The sequence below is a fragment of the Embleya sp. NPDC059237 genome, from assembly GCF_042754105.1.
GTDB lineage: Bacteria > Actinomycetota > Actinomycetes > Streptomycetales > Streptomycetaceae > Embleya.
Map to the genome: position 1 here is coordinate 55,268 of NZ_JBHZAE010000029.1, position 21,593 is coordinate 76,860.

A 21,593-nucleotide genomic window follows, 5' to 3' on the forward strand; every position below is an offset into this window, starting at 1 on the left:
CTCACGCGGATCGCTCGTCACGCGACCACTTCGGAGAACACGATGACATGGCGCATGCCGTCCGAGACCGCGCCCCATGCGCGCACATGGATGGCCTTCCCCCGTGAGGGCCGCAACCTGGGGGAAGGCGACACGTTCAAGCAGACGGGGTACGGCTCCTGGACCGCCGTCGCGCACACGATCGCCGACTTCGAACCGGTGACCATGGTCGTCGATCCGAGCGAGCGGGCCCGCGCGAGGCGCATGCTGGGCGGACACATCGAACTCGTCGAGGCTCCTCTCGACGAGTTCTGGATGCGGGACTTCGGCCCGACGTTCGTCGTCGACGACGAACGGCCGGGCGTCCTCGGCGCTGTCCAGTGGACCTTCAACGGCTGGGGCGACCCGGAGTGGTCCGAGTGGCGCCTGTCCGCCGACATCGCCCGCCGGGTGAGCGATCTGGTCGGCGCCGAAGCCGTGCGGTCCCTGCTGGTGAACGAGGGCGGCGGCATCCACGTCGACGGCGAGGGCACGGTGCTGGCGACGAAGACGGTCCAGCTCGATCCCCGACGCAACCCGTTCGCGCGCCAAGAGCACGTCGAGGCGGAGCTCATGCGCACGCTCGGTGCGACCCAGGTCGTATGGCTGCCCCGGGGACTGACGCGCGACTACGAGCTGTTCGGAACGAAGGGCCACGTCGACATGGTCGCGACGATCCCCTCCCCCGGGGTGCTGCTGCTGCACACGCAGACCGATCCCGACCACCCCGACTTCGCCGTGACCCGCGACCTGCGCGCTCGGCTCTCGGATGAGACGGACGCCGCCGGACGCCGATTCCGGATCGTCGAACTCCCGGCGCCCGCGGCCATCCGCGACAAGGACGGCTTCGTGGACTACTCCTACGTCAACCACCTCGTGGTCAACGGGGGAATCATCTCGTGCGGATTCGGAGACGACCGAGCCGACCGCGCCGCTCGTGACACCCTCGAATCGGCCTATCCCGGACGGCGTGCCGTCACCGTCGATGCTCGGGCGATCTTCGCCCGCGGCGGGGGTATCCACTGCATCACCCAGCAGCAGCCCGCTCTCACCCCGAAGGAGGTCGCCCGATGACATTCGAGGTCTACGAGGCATCCATCGCACAGCTGCGCCACGCCCTCGAATCCGGTGCCGCGCGGTCCGTGGACCTCGTGAACGCGTACCTCGCGCGCATCGCGGCGTACGACCGGCCGGAGAGCGCGACGGCTCTCAACGCCGTGGTCGTCGTCAATCCCGAAGCCCTCGACGAGGCCCGTGCGTCCGACGAGCGCCGGGCGCGACGTGAGGTCCGGGGGCCCCTGGACGGAATTCCCTACACGGCGAAGGACAGCTTCCTCGTCCGCGGCCTGACCGCGGCGTGCGGCAGCCCGGCCTTCGCCGACCTCGTCGCGCAACGTGACGCGTACACGATCGAACAGCTGCGAGCCGGCGGAGCAATCTGTCTCGGCCTGACGAATATGCCGCCGATGGCCAACGGCGGCATGCAGCGAGGTGTCTACGGCCGCGCGGAAAGCCCCTACAGCGCCGACTGGTTGACGAGCGCATTCGGCTCGGGGTCGTCCAACGGGTCGGGAACCGCCACGGCCGCCTCGTTCGCGGCATTCGGCCTGGCCGAGGAGACGTGGTCGTCGGGCCGGGCTCCCGCTTCGAACAACGCGTTGTGCGCGTACACGCCGTCCCGCGGTGTGATCTCGGTACGCGGCAACTGGCCGCTCGTACCCACGATGGACGTCGTGGTCCCGCACACGCGCACCATGGCCGACATGCTCGAAGTGCTGGACGTGGTGGTCGGCGACGACGAGGACCGTCGCGGCGACTTCTGGCGGGCCCAGCCCTGGATATCGCTTCCCGCCGCCTCCGATGTGCGCCCGAAGGCCTATCCGTCTCTCGCGCCCACGGACGCGGTGGCCGCGAACCGCACGCTTTCCGGGATCCGCCTCGGCATCCCGGCGATGTACGTCAATGCCGACCCCGGGGCCGGTACGAACCCCGAGGGAGGAATCGGAGGTCCCACGGGGCAGCGCGTCCATACCCGCGCGTCGGTCATCGAGCTGTGGAATGCGGCTCGCCGCGATCTCGAAGCGGCCGGAGCGGACGTGGTCGAGGTCGATTTCCCGGTCGTCTCGAACTACGAAGGCGACCGGCCCGGCGCTCCCACGGTCAAGACCCGCGGACTCGTCGATCCCGCGTTCCTCGTCCGGGAGATCGTCGATCTCTCGGCGTGGGCATGGGAAGACTTCCTCCGAGCCAATGGCGATCCCGCGCTGTCGACCCTCGCGGGCGTCGACGGCGCGACGATCTTTCCCCACCCGGTCGGCGCCCTGCCGGACCGCTACACCGGCTTCGATGACGACATCGCCGAATATCCCCGGCGGGTGCGCGAGCACGCGTACGCCGCGTTGACGGACATTCCCGAACTGGAGGCGGGTCTGCGGGGGTTGGAGGAAACCAGGCGCGTCGACCTCGAGGAGTGGATGGACGAGCACCAACTCGATGGGGTCGTGTTTCCGGCTGTCGCGGATGTCGGCCCCGCGGACATGGACGTCAACCCGGCATCGGCCGATCAGGGCTGGCGGAACGGTGTATGGGTGGCCAACGGCAACCTCGTCCCGCGCCACCTCGGCATCCCCACGATCACCGTACCCATGGGGACGATGCGTGACATCGGAATGCCGGTCGGGCTCACCTTCGCCGGACGAGCCTACGACGACACCATGCTCCTCACGATCGCCGCCGCGTTCGAGGCGACGGGGCAAAGGCGCACATCGCCGCCGCGCACGCCCCCGCTCGACCGAGGCTGAGCCCGCATCTCGACCGGTCGGCTGAGTCACCAGCCTCGCCCAGGCCCCCACCCTCCACGAATGCTGTGAAGTCCTTGGTGTCGGCGTTGGAGTGGCGGCTTTTGGTGGTTCATCCCCAGAGGATGTCGCGTAACGTGTGACCCCGACTGCCTGGCGGATCTTATGGATCACCATGGCACCCCGGGCGTAGACCGGGTCGTCAAAGATTGATCGGGGCCAGGGGGATTGGCAGGCGGGAACGCCCAGAGCGTCTCCGGATCGATGTCGTAGGCGTCGAGGGCTGCAGCTTCGCCCTGGTGGATCCGGTCGAAGATGTCCTGAACCGACAACTCGCCGTCGTCTTCGGACCATAGCCACTCGGAACCGGCGCCTCCGCCGCCCGCTGGTACTGGGAGGCGATACGGTGGACGCCACGCGGTGCCGAGGCGGAGAACGCGCAGCCGGTGACCGTACCCACAGCCTGCACACTGTTCCCGACCGAGCCGTCCCCGTTGCCCGACGCTGGGCGGAACGCCGCTACCGGAACAGCGTCAGCTGGAACGATCCGGAGCACGGCGGACGCTGCCCCGGCCGGGAGAACCCCGGACTGCTGGTCGGCGAACTCAGAAACCTTTTCCGCCAGGCCCGCAACCGCTGAACAATCATCCTATTCCGACACCGTGCTCTGCACCGACCTACTCGACGCGATCGACACGATCGTCACCCCGGCACCGATCCGGCCGCGCACGAGAAGAACGACACTCCGCCCGCGCTGCCCGGCCCTGCACCGCGGCGCCGTTTACCGCCGGGGAGCCGCCCTGCCCCGAGGCCGGAGGCTGCGCCTACCGCGTGGAGTCTTTCAGTACGCGCAACGCAAACCGTCCGCTCTCTCCGGCGGAGAGCGTCAACGTGTCGCGATCGCGAGGGCGCTCGCCGTCGACCCGCGGCTCCTGGTCTGCGACGAACCCGTCTCGGCCCTGGACGTCTCGGTACGAGCCCAGATCGTCAACCTGTTCGCAACGCTCCGGCGCGAACGGGGAGTCGGCTTCATCTTCATCACGAACGACCTCTCGATGCTGCGGCAGATCACCGAGCGCGTCTGCATCATGTATCGCGGACGTCTCGTCGAATCCGGTTCGGTGGACCGAATCCTCGACCATCCGACCGACCCGTACACCGTCAAACTGTTGCAGTCGATCCCCCGGTCGGGTGCTGCCTGGATCGACGCACCCGTCACGACGCAAACCCGACGCACACCCCCAGGCGGCAGAGGGGTGAGGTCCACCTGCTGCACAGGGAGAGCGGCGGGTGCCAGGGCAGCAAGCAGGGGGAACAGCCCTCGGAATGCGGGGGATTCCCGCTGCTGGGGGTGAAGCCCGTACGTGCCGACGGCCAGACTTGATCCGTCTCGTGCGGGACTCCAGGCCTCACCGCGCACGTGTCGTTGCGGGACTGCAGCGGATTGACACACAGGAGGTCGCCCGGAATCGAGAACGCTTCCGCCCGCGCCCGGGTCCGGCCGGAACCTGCATGGCCTCCCGACGTTCGCCGCCTACGGCCTCGAGCTGCTTCCCTCACCGAGTCCCGCGAAGGCCCCGCTCCCGGATTCGAGCGCCGGCGGGCCGGTGGACGACCCAGGCTCGTCCGGCGCGACTTCGAGTCGACAAAGGCTCAATGAACCGCGCCACCCTCCGCCAGGCGATGCCCGCTGCGTGTCATCGGGGCGCCTGCCCACTGTCGACAACGCACGTGGGCGACGCATCCGGCCGGCAGCCGGCGAGCAGCCGGGCCACCATGGCGCGGGCGTCTTCCCGCTCGTAGCCGGGGCCCAGGATGCAGAGGTTGCCGATCGCTCGCATCAGCAGGTACGGGTTCACGTGGGGATCCACCTGTCCACGAGCCACGGCGGCGTCGATGAGCAGCCCACACGCCGGCACGAGCTTGCCGAGCATCAGGGAGTGCAGCGTATGGAGGTCGGCGTCATCCGACTGGAGGGCCGCCCCGAGCCCGTGCTTGGTGACCAAAAACTCGACGAACGCGTCGGTCCACCGAGACGGCGCGTTCCCGGGGTCGGGCGAGTCGGCCAGCTCGGTCGCGAGGGCGACGCACTCATCGATCTGATAGCGGTAGGCGGCGGCGACCAGCTCCGCGCGATGGGGAAAGTGTCGGTACACGGTGCCCAAACCCACTCGAGCGCGGCCGGCGATGGCACGAATGGGTGCGTTCACGCCTTGCTCGACGAAGACATGGGCCGCTGCCGTTAAGAGCGCCTGGCGGGTGCGCCGGGCTCCGGCCGCCTGGGCGCCTCCTTCTCGCGGCACGGCCCCTCCTTGATTAGCGGAACACGGTTCCGTTAAAGTAAACGGAACATCGTTCCGCAAAGTATGCGGCACGTGCCCTCCACGAGGAAACGAGCACCCATGCCTATTTCTGCACAGCAGCGGACGATCGCGATCAAGCCGCTCGTCGTTCCCACCGACGGTCGAGACTTCGAGTTGCAGGTAAAGGTGACCGCCCCCGTGCGGGGCGCCGATCTGCCCGTCATCGTGTTCTCCCACGGCAACGCGTGGTCGATGGACGGCTATGAGCCGTTGGTCGACCGCTGGGCCGCCGCGGGCTTCGTCGTCGTCCAGCCCACGCATCTCGATTCCCGCCGGTTCGGCATCGGGTTCGACGACCCGCGCTTCGGTGCCATCTGGCGGGTTCGGATCGCCGACCTCCATGGTGTACTCGACCACCTCGGCCACGTCATGGAGCAGGCCGGCCTCACCCACCGGGTCGACCGGTCACGAGTCGCGCTGGTGGGGCACTCCTGGGGCGCCCAGACCGTGGGCGCGCTCCTGGGCGCCCGTGTCCTCGACGACGCCGGCAACTCCGGTGAGGACTTCTGCCGCGACGGCATCAAGGCCGGCGTCCTGATCGCCGCGACCGGAACGGGGGACTCCCTGACCCCGTTCGCCGTCGAGCACCTGTCCTTCATGAGGCCGGACTACGGCACCATGACCACCCCCGCGCTCGTCATCGCCGGCGAGAAGGACCAATCCAGGATGTCCACCCGAGGCCCGGACTGGTTCTTCGACGCCTACCACCTGAGCCCCGCGCCGAAGCGACTGATGATCGTAGCGAACGGCGAGCACACCCTGGGCGGCATCGCCGGGGAAGCCGTGACCGAGACCACCGACACCGACCCCGCGCGCGTGGCCCTCGTGGCCGACGCGGTCGGCGCCTACCTGTTCGACGCTCTCGACGTCCGCACCGACGCCTGGTCCGAGTTCCGCATCGCGGTGGAGACCGAGCAGAGTGCATCCCTGCAGCGCAAGGACTGACGTCCGCAATCCCTGCTCCCGACCCCCGCTCCGGGTTGCGCAGACCGAAGACGGTTGGTCGCGGGGCCCGGTACCCGCCGAGGCACCCCGGAGCGCACCACCGATGGCCCCTGGGCCGGATCGGAGACCTCATGACCGAACACATCACCATCCCCACTCGGGCAAGCGAGCCACTGTCCGGACCGCTCGTCTCGGTGGCGCCCATCGCGTTGCCGTCCCAAAACCGGCCGGCCGAGCTTCAGTTGCGGGTGACGGCGCCGATGACGGACCGCACGTTGCCCGTGGTCGTCCTCTCCCATGGGCACGGTCCTTCCCAGTACGTCTCGTCGCTGTACGGGTACGCCTCGCTCGCGAACCACCTGGCGGCCAGTGGCTTCGTGCTCCTTCAGCCCACCCACGCGGACTCACCGACCCTCGGGCTGCGCAGCGCCGACTCCCCCGAAGCGCCGCTCTACTGGCGCTCACGCGCCCACGACGTGTCACGCGTACTGGACCATCTGGGAGTCCTGGTCGAGTTCGTGCCCCAAGTCGCCGGACGCCTCGACGTCGACAACGTGGCCGTCGTCGGGCACTCGATGGGCGGTCACACGGCGGGGATGGTGCTGGGCGCGCGCCCGCGCGACCCGGCTGGGTCAACGCCCGCGACGAGCGGATCAAAGCCGGCGTGATGATGGCCGCCCCGGGTCGCGGTGGCGACGCCCTCAATCCGAACGCGGCGCGTCGCTACCCGGTCCTCGCCGACACCGACTTCACCGCCATGACCGCACCCACGCTGGTCGTCGCAGGCGACCGGGACCATGCCCGGCACCTCAACGTCATCGGCGCCGCCTGGCAGGCGGACGCGTACCACCTGGCACCCGGCCCGAAGTTCCTGCTCGACGTGCACGGCGGCGAACACAGCCTCGGAGGAATCTCCGGATACGACGTCGCCGAGACCACCGACGAGAGCCTCCCCCGGGCGGCCATTGTGATGCGCCTGACCGCCGCATTCCTGCGCACCCAACTCGGACTCGACCCCCACGCCTGGACCGAGGCGACGACACGACTGGCTCGCGAGTCCGCCCACCTGGCAACGGTGCGCGAGAAGAGATGATGCGGCACGTGGGCTCCTGATCCCTCCCGCCTCCCGGCCCGTGACCGTTACAGCCGCCATGCCGACCACGGGTCGGCGTCGACGACCGTCCACCTCACCGACCAAGGACCGCCATGACCCGCTGGACCCACGACCAGTTGCACCACATCGCTCGCGGCAACGACTTCCGCATCGCCCCCGACCGCGACGCCAACCTGACCCCGGGACGGTTGATCTGGATCTGGGCAGTGACGATCGAGGAGGACATCTACGTTCGCTCCGCCAACCCCGACTCGCGATGGTTCGCCTCTGCGGTGACCCACCGGCGCGGCTCCGTGTCAATCGACGGCAATGCGCTGCCTGCGGAGTTCACCCTGGTCACCCGGGACGCAGTCAAGGACCAAGTCGACGACGCCTACCGCAACAAGTACGCCGACGACCCCCACATGTCCGAAGAGCTGCTCAAGAGCTCACGCAACCAGATTGCCCGGGTTCGACCGCTCAAGTCGCCATCCACGTAGCGGCTGGCCGCGGCCGTCGCAGGCCGGCTGCTCGGGGTCGGCGCCAAAAAAGCGCATGTCCACTCGACCCGGCTTGCCGCGTCGTTGCGGACCTGGGTGTGTTCCGGAAGCTTCGCCCATGTGCCGTCCGCCTCCAAACGGGAACCGCTCGTGGACGGTCCGCCAGCGCGCGTACCCCTCAGGAAGATCACGTCACGGAGCCCCGGTCCGCAGCCGTCACAGCACCCTGTTGGCCGGGCCGAGCCCGCGCCGGCCCGACAAACTCGTGACCGCGCTGCGGGGTGAGGGCGTCGACCGGACCGGCAAAGGCCGGCCGCAGGCGCTGCCGTTGGAGGACCGGGTGTTGCCGATTTCCACGTACTGGCGTGCGAATCTGACACTGCGGCAACTCGCCCCGCTGTTCGGCATATCGAAGTCCGCCGCCGACCGCGTCGTCGACCACCACGGCCCGCTGCTCGCGCTCCAACCGCGTAAGCGGTTCCGCATGGATACCGTCCCGATCATCGACGGTCGCCTCGTGCCCACACGCGACCACGAGGTGGCCGCATGTCCCGAAGACCACCGGCACTTCACGAACCACCAGGGCGTCATCGATATCGACACCCGCCTGGTCGTGGCGTCGGCTGGCCGGTCATTGGCAATCGCAACGACTGCAAGGCCGGGGGCTGTCCGGCGCCGAGGCCGCCATCGGCACCGCGCGGGTGATCGGCGGCGGGCTACTGCGCCGGCGTTCTCCTCCCGCATCGACGCAACCGACGGCCAGGACGAACTCCCGGACCGGAAAAACGAACACAACGCGTCACATCGCAAGCTTCGCGCCCGCGTCGAGCACACCTTCGCCCGTCTGAAGAGCCGGAAGATCCTCCGCGACTGCCGACTCGAAGGCGACGGCGTCCACCACGCGATGCTCGGCATCGCCCGCCTTCGCATCCTCACCCTCGCCGGAAAGCCCAACGAACCGGTCCGCCGACCGAAACGCGAGATCATTTACGGGACAAGCCCTGAACTCAAGGCAAGCGCCTCTTTCACCTGCCTGTCGTAGGCGACGGTGTACTCAAACGGTCGGGTGGCGGGGAGCGGTGGGGTTGTTCGGGTTGCTCAGCCACTCCATCAGGCCGCCGTCGTAGACGCTCACCGTTGTGTGTCCGGCGTCCACCAGGCACAGCGCGACCAGTGGGGCGTTGAGGCCGGAGTTGCAGTACACGATTGCCGGGCGTTCGGCGGGGATGTGCTCCAAGAGCCGCTGGCGGTCGGGGCGGGGGCGGAGGATGGGGGAGCCAGGCCAGTTGATCGAGGGGTAGGGAAGGGCCTCCGTGCCGGGTTGGCCCAAGGAGGGGAACGGTGCGTCGAGGCTGCCGGGCAGGCTGGTGGACATGACCTGGGCGGCGCCGGGGGGAAGGACGGACACGTCGTCGGGAAGTTCGGGGACTGCGTTGACCAGGGTCGCGCCGCCCGGATGGGTGATGGCGTCGAGGACTTGGGTGCGGTCGGCCCACATGTCCGTCCTGGGACGGGCTGTGAAGACAGCCGGGGCAGGCGCGATCTCGCCGGAGGAGATGGGGCGAAGCTCGGTCGTCCACTTGCGCAGGCCGCCGTCGAGGAGCGCCACCCGTGTGTGCCCGGCGGCCTTGAGGATCCACCAGAGTCGGGCCGCGTTCTGCCCGAACTCGTTGTCGTAGACGACGACGGTCGTGGCGTCGCCGACGCCCAGGCGCCCGAAGACCTCGGCAGCACGCTCGGAGCCGGGGCGGGTGATGCCGAATGGGCTGTCGAGTTCAACCACATCTCGGACCAGGTCGGCGAACACGGCACCAGGGATGTGGGCGCGCTCGTAGGCATCGCGCATCGGGCGCAGGTGCGGGGCATCGGGCGCCAGCAGTACCGATGCGTCGAGGATGCGCAGGGCGGGGTCGTCCAGATGGGTGGCGAGCCAGTCGGTGGTGACCAGCGCGCTCGGGATCTCGATAGCCATGGAGGCACATGACCACAGGCGGACGATCCGAGCAAGAATCCTTGCCGAAACAGCAAAGTGCGGCCAGCAGCCGGGCAGCATGTGGTGCGGCCGGCCCTTGCGGCATCAGCGGCCGATCGGTGAAGGATGGCGCCCTCAAGGGATCAACGCTCCGCCCGCGGACGATCATGTGGTCGTGGAGGCGCAGATGCGGTGACTACAGGTTTTAGTCGGGCTCGGCAGGACGAGTTTTGGGAGACGCCGACGCGAGGGCAGCACTTCACCTTTGGGCGGGCGGGCACTCGGAGCACCGATCCACCACGCCGCTTGTGCGTGCGGCGGCCTTGGCTTGGTGTCGGGGCCATGGCTGAGATCGAATCCTTTCCGTGCATCTTCCCGAACACGCCCTGGATTACCTGCGGGAGCGTCTCGACCGCGTCCGGTTGACACGTGCCAAGTACGCGAAGGCCCTGGACGCAGCCCGCGACGGCGACCTCGTGCCCCTCGCCGCCGTTGCACGCCGCCGGTCCCCGGACTGGCTGGTGTATTGACCCGCAGGGTTGTTGACATGACAACTAGCGCACGGTTCCGGCGGCGCGTACTTCGGTGAGTGCCTGCCGTGCCAGCGGGCCGAAGTCCTCGTTGTTGGCGGTGTTGATCCACCGGTCGTAGGCGATCTCCCAGACGAGCGTGCCCAGTTTCGCGGCCACTCGCGCGGTCAGATTCGGGACTCTGCGGTGGTTGAGGGCCTCGATCATCGAGGCAGTGAGGTCGATTCTTTTCAGGGCTTCGCGTTCGCGCAGTTCCGTATTGGCGTTCAGCACGGCCTGGCGTCGGCCGCTGAACTCGCGGCGGTCGGCGGTGAAGAACGTTCGGCCGAGCGCGTCGAGAGCGTTCGCCACCGCGTCGAGCGGCCCGGCCGCCGGCGGCGCCGAGGTGATGCCTTCGACGAGCAGATCGGTCACCGTGCCCGTGCCGAAGAGCACCTCGCGCTTGTCCGGGAAGTACCGGAAGAACGTGCTCTTGGTGAGTCCTGCGTGCTCCGCGATCTCGATCACGGTCGTGTTCTCGTAGCCGTGCTCCTCGAAGAGGTCGAGGGCGGCGGCGGCGAGTCGTCCCGGTGCGTCGGGTTGCCAGCGAGCCATGGGAGGAGTGTACGGGACTTCGTCCCATCACTGGTGTACGGTTATGAGACCAAGTCCCATCACTGGCCAGGAGAGGTCACCGATGAGTAAAGCTGTCCGTTACCGGCGATTCGGCGGTCCCGAAGTGCTCGAACTGCAGGACATACCCGAGCCGCACGCCGCACCGTTCGAGATTCGCGTGCGGGTCACGGCTGCCGGGTTGAATCCGATGGATTGGCAGATCAGCACACAGCCCGACATGGCGGCGCGGTTTGGCATCACCTTGCCCGCCGGGTTCGGCAGCGATTTCGCGGGGGTGGTGGACGAGATGGGTGCCGAAGCCACGGGATTCGCGATCGGCGACCGGGTGTACGGGGCCGCGATCGGCCGGTCCGTCGCCGATTTCGTGCTGGTCAAGACGCCTGCGGCCCACCTGTGGCGCACCCCGGAGGGCGTCGACGACGAGGTGGCGGGCACGCTACCGGTGTCCGCTCTGACGGCCTCCGCCGCGCTCGCCGCGATCGGGCTCCGCGGCGGGGACACCGTCCTGATCGGTGGGGCCGCGGGTGGCGTGGGCATCTTCGCCGCGCAGTTGGCGAAGCTTGCGGGTGCCCGGGTGCTCGGCACGGCTTCCGAGGGCACGTTCGGCTTCCTGCGCGGGCTCGGCGCCGAACCCGTGGCGTACGGCCCCGGTCTGGCGGACCGGGTGCGGGACCTGGCGCCCGAGGGGATTACCGCCGCGACCGACCTGTTCGGAAGGGAGGCGGCCGAGACCGCGCTCGAACTCGGCGCGGCACCCGAGCGGATCTCCGTCGTAGCCGACGGACCCGCTCCGCCGCCCGGTGTGCGCAAGGTCGGCGCCCTCGATGCGGGTCCGGGCACCATGGAACGGATCGCCGACGCGATCCATGCCGGCGAGATCACGGTTCCGATCGCGGCGACCTTCCCGGTCGAGCGGATTCGCGAAGCGGTGACGACGCAGGCCGAGAGGCATGTTCACGGAAAAATCGTGATCACACTGTGAGCCGGCACAAGGCGGACCCGTAGGTTTTCGCGCTGGAGCAGGTCGCCCGGGCCCACGCCTGCGGCGAGACCGACCATATCTGCGGCATCTGTCCCACCGCTCGTCGCCGGCCCACGACCGGCCGGCCCGGACCAAGCCATGCCGCCCGGCCCCGAAGGTCTGGCAACCACCGGGGTGCAACCGTGCCCCGGCGACGCAAAGGCCCATCACCCTGAACCGCCAACGGGGCGGCGGGCCCGGCCGGGACACTCCCAATCACGAGACATGGTGCGCGTACAACGCCCTCCCGCCGCGTTGGGCCCGCTCGTCGAAGGGGTCCACCAGATCCCGGAGATCGCTTCGGACGGTCTTCGGTCGAGACTCCGCCGCACGCCCGCCCGGCCGTCGAGGGGATTCTCGCTTGGGCCTCCATCGAGTAGCGGACGCCTGGCCGGCTACGCCCCTGCGCCAACGACGAGTGCCGGTTGTTCCTGCTCGACCGCAACCGCGCCAACCGTGCCCGCTGGTATCCGGTGGCTGTCTGCGGCAACCGCGAGAAGCGCACGCACCCGCTGACGCCTTCCCAGCCGCCGTACGCGACCGGCGTTCTCCGGAACGGTCCTTCGCCCGGGTCGGATGGGGAACGGACGAGGGACCCTTGGTGATCTCGGAACGGGTTCTCGCCCGGAAGAGGGAGCGACCCTCTCTCAAGACCTGCCATGGCGCGAGGATCCGGGGCCGTGGCGGCCCGACGCCCTCGGCTCGAGACGTCGACGCTCTCGCCGCCACGACTTCCCGATCGGTCGAGGTCGACCGCCTTGCGTCGATCGCGGCCCGGGCGGCGGCCGGGTTCGCGAACGGACCGGAATGGGCGGTCTTCGTCCTCGGCTGGTCGTCGCATCTCCGCGGGTCGCCGTGTTCAGCGCCCTGATCACCTTTACACTGACGTTCGACAGGGCCGGCGACGCGATTCTCAATCGCGCCGAGAGCACAGCAGCGAGGACCTGTTGCGACTGATCGTCCTGCTCGACAGCGCGGGCACTTCTCGCACCTGGCGCACCCACGTCTCGTACCAGGACGGCCCGCTCGTCCCCGCCGTGCCGCCCGGCGATCCCAGTGCGGTCACCGCACACCTGCGATCCGCGGTGTTGCGGGAGAACGGCGCGGCGGCCCAGCACCTCACACGGCCCGAGGGTCCGGGGCTGGTCGTCGAAATGCCGGTCATGCACACGCGGCAGGACGACACTTCCACCCGCATCGTGGTGCAGGCCGTAATGTCCCTGTGCCGCGAGCAGGCCGACACGCACGCCCTGGTCACCGCGGCCCGCTACGCGCGATCCCCGCCGTCGGGCTCGTCCCCGTCCCGGCGCTGGTCGCCGCCGCGCACGTCCTTCGTCCGGTACGGCGGCTGCTCGCGGAGGCCCACCGGATCACCGAGGGCGACCTTGACGCCCGCATTCCCGTCCGCGGCAACGACGAACTCGCCTACTTGACCGCGACGTTCAGCACCATGGCCGAAGCCATCGAACGCGACGCCACCGAACTGCACCGTCTCGAAGCCGGCGCCCGCCGGTTCGCCGCCGACGTCTCCCACGAACTGCGCATCCCTCGTGGCGATGGTCACCGTCACCGAGATCCTCGACGAGGACACCGCCCACCGGGCCCGACACCTCCGGGGCAGTGCGGTGTCCCGGGGCGGGATCAGGCGGGCGGGCGCCGGGGCCCGGCCGGGCGCGCAGCGCGGCGGCCGCGATCGGCCTGCGGGGCGCGACGCGCGGCTGTTCGTCGGTCAGGGCGGGCCGGGCAGAGCCTCAATCAGGGTGCCGTCGCGCAGATCGCCTCCTCGCCCCGCTCCGACGGACCTTTCCCGTACAACTGCCTGATCCGCGCCGCATGCACGCGGGCCGGTACCGCGTCCTGAAGAGATGACCGGCACCATCCTGATCATTATCGTCATCCACATCGGAGACCTCCGCTGAACCACCCAGCCCAAAGATGCGGGCCATCACCGCGCCTGCGGGGCCGAGGACGACATCCTCGGGCTTTCCTCGGTGTCGCCTTCCGGCTCATTGCACGCCGCCGCGTGAGACGCCGTTGTCAGGACCTCCGAGTGCTTGACGTGATGCTCTGCCAGCCGTGTTCCAGGAGGTCGAAGGCGCGGGTGATGGCTTCGGCCCTGTCGTGGTGGTGGCGGGCGGCACGGGGTGCTTCGAGGGCGAAGTGGGCCAGGGCCGTGCAGGCCGGGTCGTTCGCCGGGAGGCCGCTGTCCTCGGCGATGATCCGGGCCAGGGCCGTCGTGTTCTCCAGCCACGCGGCGTGCTGGTAGTCGAGTAGCGCCGGGGTTCTGTTGACCAGGTCGAGGAAGGCGGCGGCGTCGGGTTCGTCGTCGGGGTTGATCTGGCGGTAGCGCAGGGCGTGCTCACGCAGGGCGGCGGGAATGGACTGGCCCCGGGGGCGTTCGCGCACCACGGCCAGCTGGTGGGCCTTCATCTCGTCCTGCCGGTCGAAGACCAGGGCCTCTTTGCCCGAGAAGTGCTTGAAGAGCGTCGTGGTGGACACATCGGCGGCGTCCGCGATCTCGCGGATGCTGACGTCGTCGTAGCCGCGCTCCAGGAACAGGTGCAGCGCGGCGTCGGCGATCGCCTGACGGGTGGCGGCCTTCTTGCGCTCACGGCGCCCGAGTGGTGCGGGCGCGGCGCCGGTCTCGGTCATACGCAGAGCCTATCCTTCGGTTGTCCAAATTCAAAAGCGCATTGGTTGCACTTATTTTACGAGTGTGCTCTTCTGGGATGGCGGTCGCGGGGCACTGCCCGACCGCCTCCCTCTCCTCCCTGCCCGAAAGGAGCGATCGGTCATGTCCGCATCCCTCCCACCCGACGACCCCGCAACGCCGGCCGCCGAGCCGAAGAACGTGCGCTGGGTGCTGCTCGGCGTGATGCTCGCGATGCTCTTGTCGATGCTCGACAACATGGTCGTCGGCACCGCGATGCCCACGATCGTCGGCGACCTCGGCGGCCTGGAACACATCTCCTGGGTCGTCACCGCCTACACCCTCGTCACCGCCGTCACGACCCCGATCTGGGGCAAGTTCGGTGACCTCGCCGGCCGCAAACCCATGTACCTGGCCTCGATCGCGGTGTTCGTCGCCGGATCAGCACTGTGCGGCCTGTCCCAGTCGATGACCCAGCTGATCGTCTTCCGCATCGTGCAGGGCATCGGTGCCGGCGGCATCGGCGCCGGCGCCTTCGCCCTCATCGCCGCCCTCGTCCCGCCACGCGAACGCGGCAAGTACCAGGGCATGGGCGCCTCCATCATGGCGATCGGTACCATCGGCGGCCCGCTGCTCGGCGGGTTCATCACCAACCACTTCGGTTGGCGCTGGGCCTTCTACGTCAACCTGCCGCTCGGCGTGCTCACCCTGGCGTGGCTGTGGCTGGCACTTCACGTACCCGCCAAGCGCATCAAGGCAAGGATCGACTGGGCAGGCATCGCGCTGCTGACCGTCACCATCAGTGCGATCGTGCTCGCCGCCACCTGGGCCGGCGTCACCTACGCCTGGGGGTCCTGGCAGATCCTCACCCTGACCGCCGTCGCCGTGGTCGGACTCGCCGCGTTCATCGCGGTGGAGCGGCGGGCCGCGGAACCGCTGCTGCCGCCGACCGTGTTCACCGACCACCGCAACTACCCGCTCGCGGTCGTGCTGATCCTGGTCGCCGGGGTCGTCATGTTCGGTAGCGGACTTTACCTGCCGCTGTTCCAACAGACCGTACAGGGCGCCTCGGCCGGCAACTCCGGCCTGCTCATGCTGCCCATGATGATCCCCGTCGTCATCGTCTCCGCGATCGCGGGCAAGGTGATGTCCGCCACCGGCCGCTACAAGATCTTCCCCGTCCTGGGCACCGCGTTCCTGGCCGCAGGCCTCGGCCTGCTGGCCACCATGGACACCACGACGTCGTCGCGGACGACCGCCCTGTACATGGTTCCGGTCGGCATCGGACTCGGCCTCACCCTGCAGATGGCCTCCACCATCGCCCAAAACAGCGTCTCCATGCGGGACATGGGCGCAGCCATGAGCTCGATCAACCTGTTCCGCACCCTCGGCGGCTCCCTCGGCGTGGCCCTGTTCGGCGCACTCTTCACCCGCTCCCTCCACTCCCGCGTACCCGCCGCAACAAGCGACATCGCGGCCGACCCCGATGCCCTGGACCTGCTCCCCGCCGCCGCCAGGCACGCCTACCTGCAAGCCGTCACCGACGGCACCCACCACATCTTCCTCGCCGCGGCGATCGCCTGCGCCGTGGCATTCCTCGCCGCTCTGTTCGTCATCGAAATGCCACTGAAGAAGGCCGGCCCGCCGCCCGCGGCCGACACCCCCACGAACACCCCCACCGCGTCCGCCGCCACCGCCCACTGACACCCCGTCACCACCCGGCACGGCACTCCTGTGCCCGCCACGCCTCCGCCCACCGGCGGTCGAAGTGGGCCCGCCCCGGCGCCGTCGCGCGCCGGGGCCGGTGGTGTTCGCAAGTGCGGATGCGGTGCACAGCCGCCAGCACAGCTCTGCCCGGGCGGGGATCTGGTCTCACCGCGGGGCCGGTTGAGGCATTTCGCCGTGACCGCGGCCGCCGACGGCCGCTTGGCGACGGGGTGGCCGCAGGGCCTGGCCCAGTTCATGCCGGCCCGCTACACCACCCCCGTCCCGGAGTTCGCGCGCCCCGCGGAGCACGTGCATTTGCTCGCCCGCGACGTGACACCGCTGCATACCGACCGCGACCTGCTCTGGGCGTTGCGGGTCGCGCTGCCCGACGTCGTGTACCACCGACACCGACCCGCCCTACGACAGGCCCCGCCGGCGGGCGCATCGTCGGGAGCGGACGCGACGCGCGGCCGGTACCGGTGGTCCGGTTCTCAGGCGCGTCAACCTCAGGCTCGCCCGGCTGCGCCGGCCCTTCGAACGCCCCTCGCCGCCCCTGCGGCTCACCGCCCACGAGCGCCTCTTCAGCGGCCAGCATGCTCACCCCCGAAGTCGTGCCCACACATGGGAGCGCATCCAACCAGCCGCCACGGACGCCACCCCGACCCGAGAGGGCGCATCCCGACGCCCCAACTCCAGTCACACCGGCGGACGAAGGGGCAGCCACGATCTGCCGCACGGCAGCGCCGTAAGAGCACCCGTTTTGTGCGCGAGCGTGACGTGAGCCTGGTGAGGGCTTCCCCGCACGGCCGGTACGGACGACCCCGCCCGGTCGAACAACGACGAAGTCCCGGCGGCCCGCCCGGGTTTCGCCTCTCCCGGGTGCGTGCGCATCAACACGGCGGTGCGGCTGCGGCGGCTGGTGTTCGTCGAGGCGACCCGACGCCGCCCGCCCCTGTGCGCCGTGCGGAGCGACCGAGCGGAGCGACGATTCGAATTTCGCCTCGCGAGCGAATGTGTGCCGGCGTGATCGGATGCCTTCGAGGACGGATTCCCGCGCGAGCTCCGCTGGCGTCCATGCGACTCGTGGTGGCGGGAGGACGGTCGGCGGCGTTCCGTCAGGCGGATCGCTCTGCACCGTAGTGGCCGTCGCGCATCAGGAACCTCATCGGGTCGGTGCCGTGCGCTCGGGTCCATTCGAGAGAGCCGAAGAGTTGGGCCGCGCCGTCCAGTCGGGCCGCGTTCGGCGAGCCGGTGACGAGTGCCGTGATGACGAGGTCGGGGTCCTCGGCGAGCAGCATCCGCTCGATGGCCATGTCGTACCACATCAGGCCGCCGGCGGACTCCCCGGCGGAAATCCCGGCCCATGCCAACAGGACGCCGACACGCCCGATCCCGTCGGGATGGCCATCTCGGACGAGCGTGGCAAGCCGGGTCTCGGCGGCGCGTAGCCGATCCGACCATGCCTGGCGGTCACGCCCCGGCGGACTGGAGACCTCGGTGGCCACGTCCCGCAACCCGGCGGGCGCGGCATTCAGCCAACGCAGCCGACGCCGCTCATCCTCGGCCCGTTGCGCGGCCAGGTCCGCCTGAACGTCCCGAGACCCGGTCAGGCCTCGCTCCGCTAGCCACTCGGTGAGCGCCGGACCATCCCGAAGCTCGGCATCGCAGTCACCGATTCCCCGAAGACGAGATTGGTGGTGCAACGTCCAGACGGCGACCGGCTCGCCCTCGACGCCGTAGACCATGATCGTCGGCCAGCCATTGCACAGGCATCGGTCGCCGGTGCCGCCGTCCACGACGGCCAACACGCGAGCCAAACCGGTGATCCCGGCACCGGTCACCACGATCCTCGCCACGCCTGCGGAGTCCGCCTCGCCGGGAGATCCCTCCACGATCACGACGCGCCCGGCACGGTCCAGTACACCGCGAAGGCGCGCCGTCGTCGGAACGCCCTCATCCATGCCCTTCGTTGCCTCGTGGATCACGTCCGCGAGGGTACCGGCCCGCCACCACGCCCACGACCCTGGCCAGCGAGCTACCCAGCGCGACCGGTATCGCGTCGGGACGAGCGCGGCCTGCGACGGCCCTCGACGCGGTGCCGCGCCACCGCGCACTTGGCTCGATCAGGTGCGCACCGCGACCGGTGTGGGATTCCGCGGGTGTTTTACGGGGCCGCGGGCTAGCCGTTGAGTTCGACGAGCCGGAGGCCGGTCCCCGTCGGGGAGTGCGACCAGCTCGTAGACCCCGGTGTGGTCTGCGGTGGTGTTGGGTTGAGCGAGCCGAGCTCGTCGGTGGCGTAGGGGTGGGTGTGGCCGGCCATCGGTGCCGCCGAGGAAGACGGCCGTACACATGCGGAATCGGGGTGCGGGCAGGCGCTCCACCTTGTCCAGGCCGTGACGGGCGGCGAGTTCGACGAGGTCGTCGTCGGTCGGCGCCGGATCCACGAACACCGCGTTGTGTTCGGGCCCGGTTAACGCGTGACGGCCGTCCGCGCAGACGGGGGACGCGCTGAGATATCCGATGAGTTGGGGCATGGTCCATTCTCCCGCCCGACGTCGCGAACACGAAGCGAACCGGTGACATGTCATCTGCGAGTCCCGTTCGGAGCCGACTCGGCTGTTGTACGCGGACTTCGACCAAGCGGATCGTCGCGCAGCCACCTTCCGGCTGGGCGCGGGGTTGGACGGTGCCCCGGCCGAGGGTGACCGCGACGCGCAAAGGGTGGCGAGGGTCGGCGGGCGGATGGTGGCGGGCTGCCCTACGGTGAAGGGATCAAGGGGATCTCTGCCGGGGAGTGCGACGAGTGACAGCGGCGACGGAGCGGCTCGGCGACTGGGTCGTCGACAAGGATCAGGTGTGGATCCATGGTGAGCGGATCACCGATGGTCACGTCGCGCTCGACATGCGTGCGATCGCCTGTCTGGACCCCGCGCTCGCGCGGGACGGGCGATGGGTCCTGCGCAAGACGCACCCGTCGCGGTGGGTGGGCGAGGAACACCCGGATCTGTCGGATGTCATTCCGGTCGGTGACGATGCCCGGTGGAGTGCCGTGGCGTGGTCGGCCTGGGTGTTGCGCGGTGTGCGTGTCGGCGCGGTGAACGGCGGGGCGGTGGCGGTGGATCACCCCTGGTTGTCCCGTCTGCAGACCGGCTATCGGGTCGAGGGCTCCGCGACCCATGGTCTTCTGCGGGATCGTGCGGGAGGAGCCCGCTCCGGGCCTGCTGTCCCCAGGCGCGGTCACGCGAACGGCGGTCGGCGTTGTGACACCGAGGGAGATCGACGAGTCGGATCCGGTCGTCCGGGCGATCCTGAAGAGCCTGGAGCCCCGCTGACCGGGAGCCGTTTCACCGCCTCCTGCAACGTCACCGGATCGGCCGGAGGGCTGACGAGGCTCATCCGTGTCGGCTCCGACACGCGAAATGGATGCTGTTGGTGATCTCGGCCGGCCGGCCTCGGCACGGGGAGACATTTCCCGCGCAAGGCAAAGCTCAGTCACGCGGCTGGACTTCGACCAGGCGCACCGTCTCCCCGTTCACCAGCGCCTCGTCGATGAAGGTGTCGTCCGTGGTGTTCTCGTACCCACCCCGTGGGTGGTCCATCGCGATGTGCCGGTCGCGCAGCGTGAGCCGGACCCGTCGGACCAACATGTCGTGGTCGAGGGCATCCCCCGGGTCGACGACGACAACCAGCCGCGCCTCACGGGGCACGTCGATCCCGGATACCGACACGTCCGCGGCGAAACCGAGTCCGGCCTCGTCCAACGCCCTTCGGGCCGCGTCGTGCACGGCGACGGCGGCGAGATACTCCTCCACCCGATCACGCCCCAACGCGGACGCGACGCTGCGCGCGACGTCCGAGGCGGGGGTGCCCGATCGGAAGGCGGCCGTGACGGCATCGACCAACGCACGCCTCGCACCGAGGTAGTTGTCCAACTCGGGAGCGATGTCACGAAGGGCCTGAGTGATGCGCCCCAGGCTAACCCCCGACGGAATCCGGCTCGAACTCAATTCGCTCGCGCCGGCCCGGAACGTGGTGCGGCACTCGCACGGCGATCACGGCCACCGCTCTGTCCACCACACGCCAACCGCCCGAGCATCGGATCGAACGGCCGATGGACCCGAGCCGGGATCCATGCCCTTCGAGTGGGAAGGATCGAGGACGAGAACGAACGCGAGCGCCTGCCGATGGCCCGAGTGCGACCGACCGGCCGGTTCACTGTGGTTCGTCGGTCGGCGGCAGTCCACGGGTCTGTTCCAGCAGCGTTCCAGACGCGTCACCTGTTCCGGTGTCACGCTGGGGAGGCGGCATGGGGTTGCTTCCCGGTCCCGCCGCGCCCGCATCAGCGACCGACCACTCCTTGTTTCGCGAACTCCGGTGCGCCCCGGCGCCGATTGCGTCACGGCCATCAGTTGCATGAACGATGCGGGCAGGTCACCCGGCTGAACCGGGGGCGGGGAGGAGTGCTGTCGACTGGGGCATCGGGCGGCGCCGAACCAATGCGCGCGTTGAGGGTTGCGCGTTGCGGGGTCTGACACACCGTACTTGGACGATGGACACCGAGGGGATTCCGCGTACGGAGGTGAACGCGGTGCAAATCCGTATCTTGAGTCGCTTCAGTCCCTTCCCGGGCGTGTGACATCCCGCCCGCGTTCGCCGCGTGGTGCGGCCGGTCGCCGCGGCCGAGTTGCCCCAGGGTCTGATATTGGTGGGCTTTGCCCGGTTCGCCGAGCAGGACGACGCGCCGTACACCCGCGTGGGGCGCAGACGCCCGGTGGGAGTCGATTGCCGGTCGGGATCGACGGGGGCGTTGTTGTGGACGCGTCGTGTGCTAGCTGCGGGTGTCGCGTCGGGGGATGAGCAGGGTGGTTCCGGCGGGGCTGGTGTAGATGCTCGTGCCGTCGCCGTAGTGGCCGAGTTCGGTGGCTTCGTCGGTCTTGTACGAGAGGGCGCATACGACGCCGAGATCGCGGAGTGCGACCAGGACGCGTCGTACGTCGTGCTCGTCGCGGTGGTCGGCGGTGTAGACGATCACGGGGCGGCGGGTGGGGTCTCCCCGGAAGGTGCTGCCGAGGGTGGCGACCTTGGCGTTGGGGCCGAGCAGGCCGTCGCGTACGGCCTTTCGGACGCGTCGCCATCCGCCGTCGAGGGCTCTGAGGGGAAGGAACCAGAGCCATTTCCCGCCGATGGGGGCCGAGTTCGGGTCGGTGTCCGGGTCGTGGGTCTTGGGGGGTAGGGCCCAGAGCCACGGGGTGTCGACGGTTTTCGACGGGGTTGCGCCGTCCGGCGCGGAACGATGGTCCATCCGGATGGTTGTTTCGTACACGCGGGAAACGATATGCGCCCGGGCCCGGTTCGGTCGGTATCTGTGGCGCGTGGCTGTG

General features: G+C 69.5%; 16 protein-coding genes and 4 pseudogenes. 12 read left to right on the forward strand and 8 right to left on the reverse strand.

Annotated elements, in window-relative coordinates:
- Nucleotides 1–54 precede the first annotated feature (54 nt).
- The 3 genes from ACFXKZ_RS49035 to ACFXKZ_RS49045 all read left to right on the forward strand — a co-directional run bounded on the left by ACFXKZ_RS49035 (nucleotide 55) and on the right by ACFXKZ_RS49045 (nucleotide 4,171).
- Nucleotides 55–1,092: an agmatine/peptidylarginine deiminase gene (locus ACFXKZ_RS49035; protein ID WP_380013839.1), complete on the forward strand. Its 1,038-nt coding sequence runs from the start codon at nucleotides 55–57 to the stop codon at nucleotides 1,090–1,092.
- Nucleotides 1,089–2,819: an amidase gene (locus tag ACFXKZ_RS49040; RefSeq protein WP_380013842.1), complete on the forward strand. Its 1,731-nt coding sequence runs from the start codon at nucleotides 1,089–1,091 to the stop codon at nucleotides 2,817–2,819. Before ACFXKZ_RS49035 ends, ACFXKZ_RS49040 begins: the two co-directional genes overlap by 4 nt.
- Nucleotides 2,820–3,478: 659 nt before the next feature.
- The gene (locus ACFXKZ_RS49045) at nucleotides 3,479–4,171 is read left to right on the forward strand and encodes an ATP-binding cassette domain-containing protein (RefSeq protein WP_380013845.1); all 693 of its coding nucleotides are present in this window, start codon (nucleotides 3,479–3,481) and stop codon (nucleotides 4,169–4,171) included.
- Between the two features lie 342 nt (nucleotides 4,172–4,513).
- Here the strand turns inward: ACFXKZ_RS49045 and ACFXKZ_RS49050 are convergent, their stop codons facing one another.
- Nucleotides 4,514–5,119 carry a TetR/AcrR family transcriptional regulator gene (locus tag ACFXKZ_RS49050; RefSeq protein ID WP_380013848.1) on the reverse strand — a complete coding sequence of 202 codons (606 nt, stop codon included), beginning with the start codon at nucleotides 5,117–5,119 and terminating at the stop codon, nucleotides 4,514–4,516.
- A 99-nt stretch (nucleotides 5,120–5,218) separates the two neighbouring features.
- On the opposite strand from ACFXKZ_RS49050, the gene ACFXKZ_RS49055 reads away from it, so the two are divergent.
- The 3 genes and pseudogenes from ACFXKZ_RS49055 (at nucleotide 5,219) to ACFXKZ_RS49065 (ending at nucleotide 7,717) form a co-directional block, all read left to right on the forward strand.
- Entirely contained in the window at nucleotides 5,219–6,124 is a 906-nt protein-coding gene (locus tag ACFXKZ_RS49055; RefSeq protein WP_380013851.1) for an alpha/beta hydrolase family protein, read from the forward strand.
- A gap of 131 nt (nucleotides 6,125–6,255) precedes the next feature.
- Nucleotides 6,256–7,217: pseudogene (locus tag ACFXKZ_RS49060) on the forward strand (alpha/beta hydrolase family protein).
- A 113-nt stretch (nucleotides 7,218–7,330) separates the two neighbouring features.
- A complete protein-coding gene (locus ACFXKZ_RS49065) occupies nucleotides 7,331–7,717 on the forward strand; it encodes a DUF2255 family protein (RefSeq protein WP_380013854.1) in 387 nt (128 codons plus the stop codon).
- A 56-nt stretch (nucleotides 7,718–7,773) separates the two neighbouring features.
- On the opposite strand, the pseudogene ACFXKZ_RS49070 reads toward ACFXKZ_RS49065, so the two are convergent.
- Nucleotides 7,774–7,933: pseudogene (locus ACFXKZ_RS49070) on the reverse strand (transposase); the annotation flags it as partial.
- A 10-nt stretch (nucleotides 7,934–7,943) separates the two neighbouring features.
- Here ACFXKZ_RS49070 and ACFXKZ_RS49075 point away from each other — a divergent pair.
- Nucleotides 7,944–8,663, forward strand: a pseudogene (locus ACFXKZ_RS49075) (transposase family protein); the annotation flags it as partial.
- Between the two features lie 108 nt (nucleotides 8,664–8,771).
- On the opposite strand, the gene ACFXKZ_RS49080 reads toward ACFXKZ_RS49075, so the two are convergent.
- Nucleotides 8,772–9,689 carry a sulfurtransferase gene (locus tag ACFXKZ_RS49080; protein ID WP_380013857.1) on the reverse strand — a complete coding sequence of 306 codons (918 nt, stop codon included), beginning with the start codon at nucleotides 9,687–9,689 and terminating at the stop codon, nucleotides 8,772–8,774.
- Nucleotides 9,690–10,054: 365 nt separating this feature from the next.
- Between ACFXKZ_RS49080 and ACFXKZ_RS49085 the strand changes: the two genes are divergently transcribed.
- Entirely contained in the window at nucleotides 10,055–10,219 is a 165-nt protein-coding gene (locus ACFXKZ_RS49085) for a hypothetical protein (protein ID WP_380013860.1), read from the forward strand.
- A gap of 24 nt (nucleotides 10,220–10,243) precedes the next feature.
- Here ACFXKZ_RS49085 and ACFXKZ_RS49090 read toward each other — a convergent pair whose 3' ends face one another.
- Nucleotides 10,244–10,813, reverse strand: a complete 570-nt coding sequence (locus ACFXKZ_RS49090; RefSeq protein WP_380013863.1) for a TetR/AcrR family transcriptional regulator — start codon at nucleotides 10,811–10,813, stop codon at nucleotides 10,244–10,246.
- A gap of 82 nt (nucleotides 10,814–10,895) precedes the next feature.
- On the opposite strand from ACFXKZ_RS49090, the gene ACFXKZ_RS49095 reads away from it, so the two are divergent.
- The 3 genes and pseudogenes from ACFXKZ_RS49095 (at nucleotide 10,896) to ACFXKZ_RS49105 (ending at nucleotide 13,716) form a co-directional block, all read left to right on the forward strand.
- Nucleotides 10,896–11,816, forward strand: a complete 921-nt coding sequence (locus ACFXKZ_RS49095; protein ID WP_380013913.1) for an NADP-dependent oxidoreductase — start codon at nucleotides 10,896–10,898, stop codon at nucleotides 11,814–11,816.
- 258 nt (nucleotides 11,817–12,074) lie between these two features.
- Nucleotides 12,075–12,355 (forward strand): annotated as a pseudogene (locus ACFXKZ_RS49100) (CGNR zinc finger domain-containing protein); the annotation flags it as partial.
- Between the two features lie 722 nt (nucleotides 12,356–13,077).
- Nucleotides 13,078–13,716 (forward strand): HAMP domain-containing protein, encoded by a 639-nt coding sequence (locus ACFXKZ_RS49105; RefSeq protein ID WP_380013866.1) that lies wholly within the window; start codon nucleotides 13,078–13,080, stop codon nucleotides 13,714–13,716.
- Nucleotides 13,717–13,892: 176 nt separating this feature from the next.
- Here the strand turns inward: ACFXKZ_RS49105 and ACFXKZ_RS49110 are convergent, their stop codons facing one another.
- Nucleotides 13,893–14,507: a TetR/AcrR family transcriptional regulator gene (locus ACFXKZ_RS49110; RefSeq protein ID WP_380013869.1), complete on the reverse strand. Its 615-nt coding sequence runs from the start codon at nucleotides 14,505–14,507 to the stop codon at nucleotides 13,893–13,895.
- A gap of 142 nt (nucleotides 14,508–14,649) precedes the next feature.
- Here ACFXKZ_RS49110 and ACFXKZ_RS49115 point away from each other — a divergent pair, with 142 nt between their 5' ends.
- On the forward strand, nucleotides 14,650–16,209 hold the full coding sequence (locus tag ACFXKZ_RS49115; RefSeq protein WP_380013872.1) for an MDR family MFS transporter: 1,560 nt from the start codon (nucleotides 14,650–14,652) through the stop codon (nucleotides 16,207–16,209).
- A 1,118-nt stretch (nucleotides 16,210–17,327) separates the two neighbouring features.
- Here the strand turns inward: ACFXKZ_RS49115 and ACFXKZ_RS49120 are convergent.
- From ACFXKZ_RS49120 to ACFXKZ_RS49130, 3 genes are all read right to left on the reverse strand, one after another.
- Entirely contained in the window at nucleotides 17,328–18,197 is an 870-nt protein-coding gene (locus tag ACFXKZ_RS49120; protein WP_380013875.1) for a hypothetical protein, read from the reverse strand.
- Nucleotides 18,198–19,700: 1,503 nt separating this feature from the next.
- Entirely contained in the window at nucleotides 19,701–20,114 is a 414-nt protein-coding gene (locus tag ACFXKZ_RS49125; protein WP_380013878.1) for a hypothetical protein, read from the reverse strand.
- Between the two features lie 926 nt (nucleotides 20,115–21,040).
- Nucleotides 21,041–21,535 carry a putative phosphothreonine lyase domain-containg protein gene (locus ACFXKZ_RS49130; RefSeq protein WP_380013881.1) on the reverse strand — a complete coding sequence of 165 codons (495 nt, stop codon included), beginning with the start codon at nucleotides 21,533–21,535 and terminating at the stop codon, nucleotides 21,041–21,043.
- Between the last annotated feature and the right edge of the window lie 58 nt (nucleotides 21,536–21,593).

Bases quoted from the DNA above. Each gene is read 5' to 3' on its own strand.
- ACFXKZ_RS49035 (WP_380013839.1), top strand. From the start codon at position 55: ATGCCGTCCGAGACCGCGCCCCATGCGCGCACATGGATGGCCTTCCCC.
- ACFXKZ_RS49040 (WP_380013842.1), top strand. From the start codon at position 1,089: ATGACATTCGAGGTCTACGAGGCATCCATCGCACAGCTGCGCCACGCC.
- ACFXKZ_RS49055 (WP_380013851.1), top strand. From the start codon at position 5,219: ATGCCTATTTCTGCACAGCAGCGGACGATCGCGATCAAGCCGCTCGTC.
- ACFXKZ_RS49065 (WP_380013854.1), top strand. From the start codon at position 7,331: ATGACCCGCTGGACCCACGACCAGTTGCACCACATCGCTCGCGGCAAC.
- ACFXKZ_RS49080 (WP_380013857.1), bottom strand. From the start codon at position 9,689: ATGGCTATCGAGATCCCGAGCGCGCTGGTCACCACCGACTGGCTCGCC.
- ACFXKZ_RS49090 (WP_380013863.1), bottom strand. From the start codon at position 10,813: ATGGCTCGCTGGCAACCCGACGCACCGGGACGACTCGCCGCCGCCGCC.
- ACFXKZ_RS49095 (WP_380013913.1), top strand. From the start codon at position 10,896: ATGAGTAAAGCTGTCCGTTACCGGCGATTCGGCGGTCCCGAAGTGCTC.
- ACFXKZ_RS49110 (WP_380013869.1), bottom strand. From the start codon at position 14,507: ATGACCGAGACCGGCGCCGCGCCCGCACCACTCGGGCGCCGTGAGCGC.
- ACFXKZ_RS49115 (WP_380013872.1), top strand. From the start codon at position 14,650: ATGTCCGCATCCCTCCCACCCGACGACCCCGCAACGCCGGCCGCCGAG.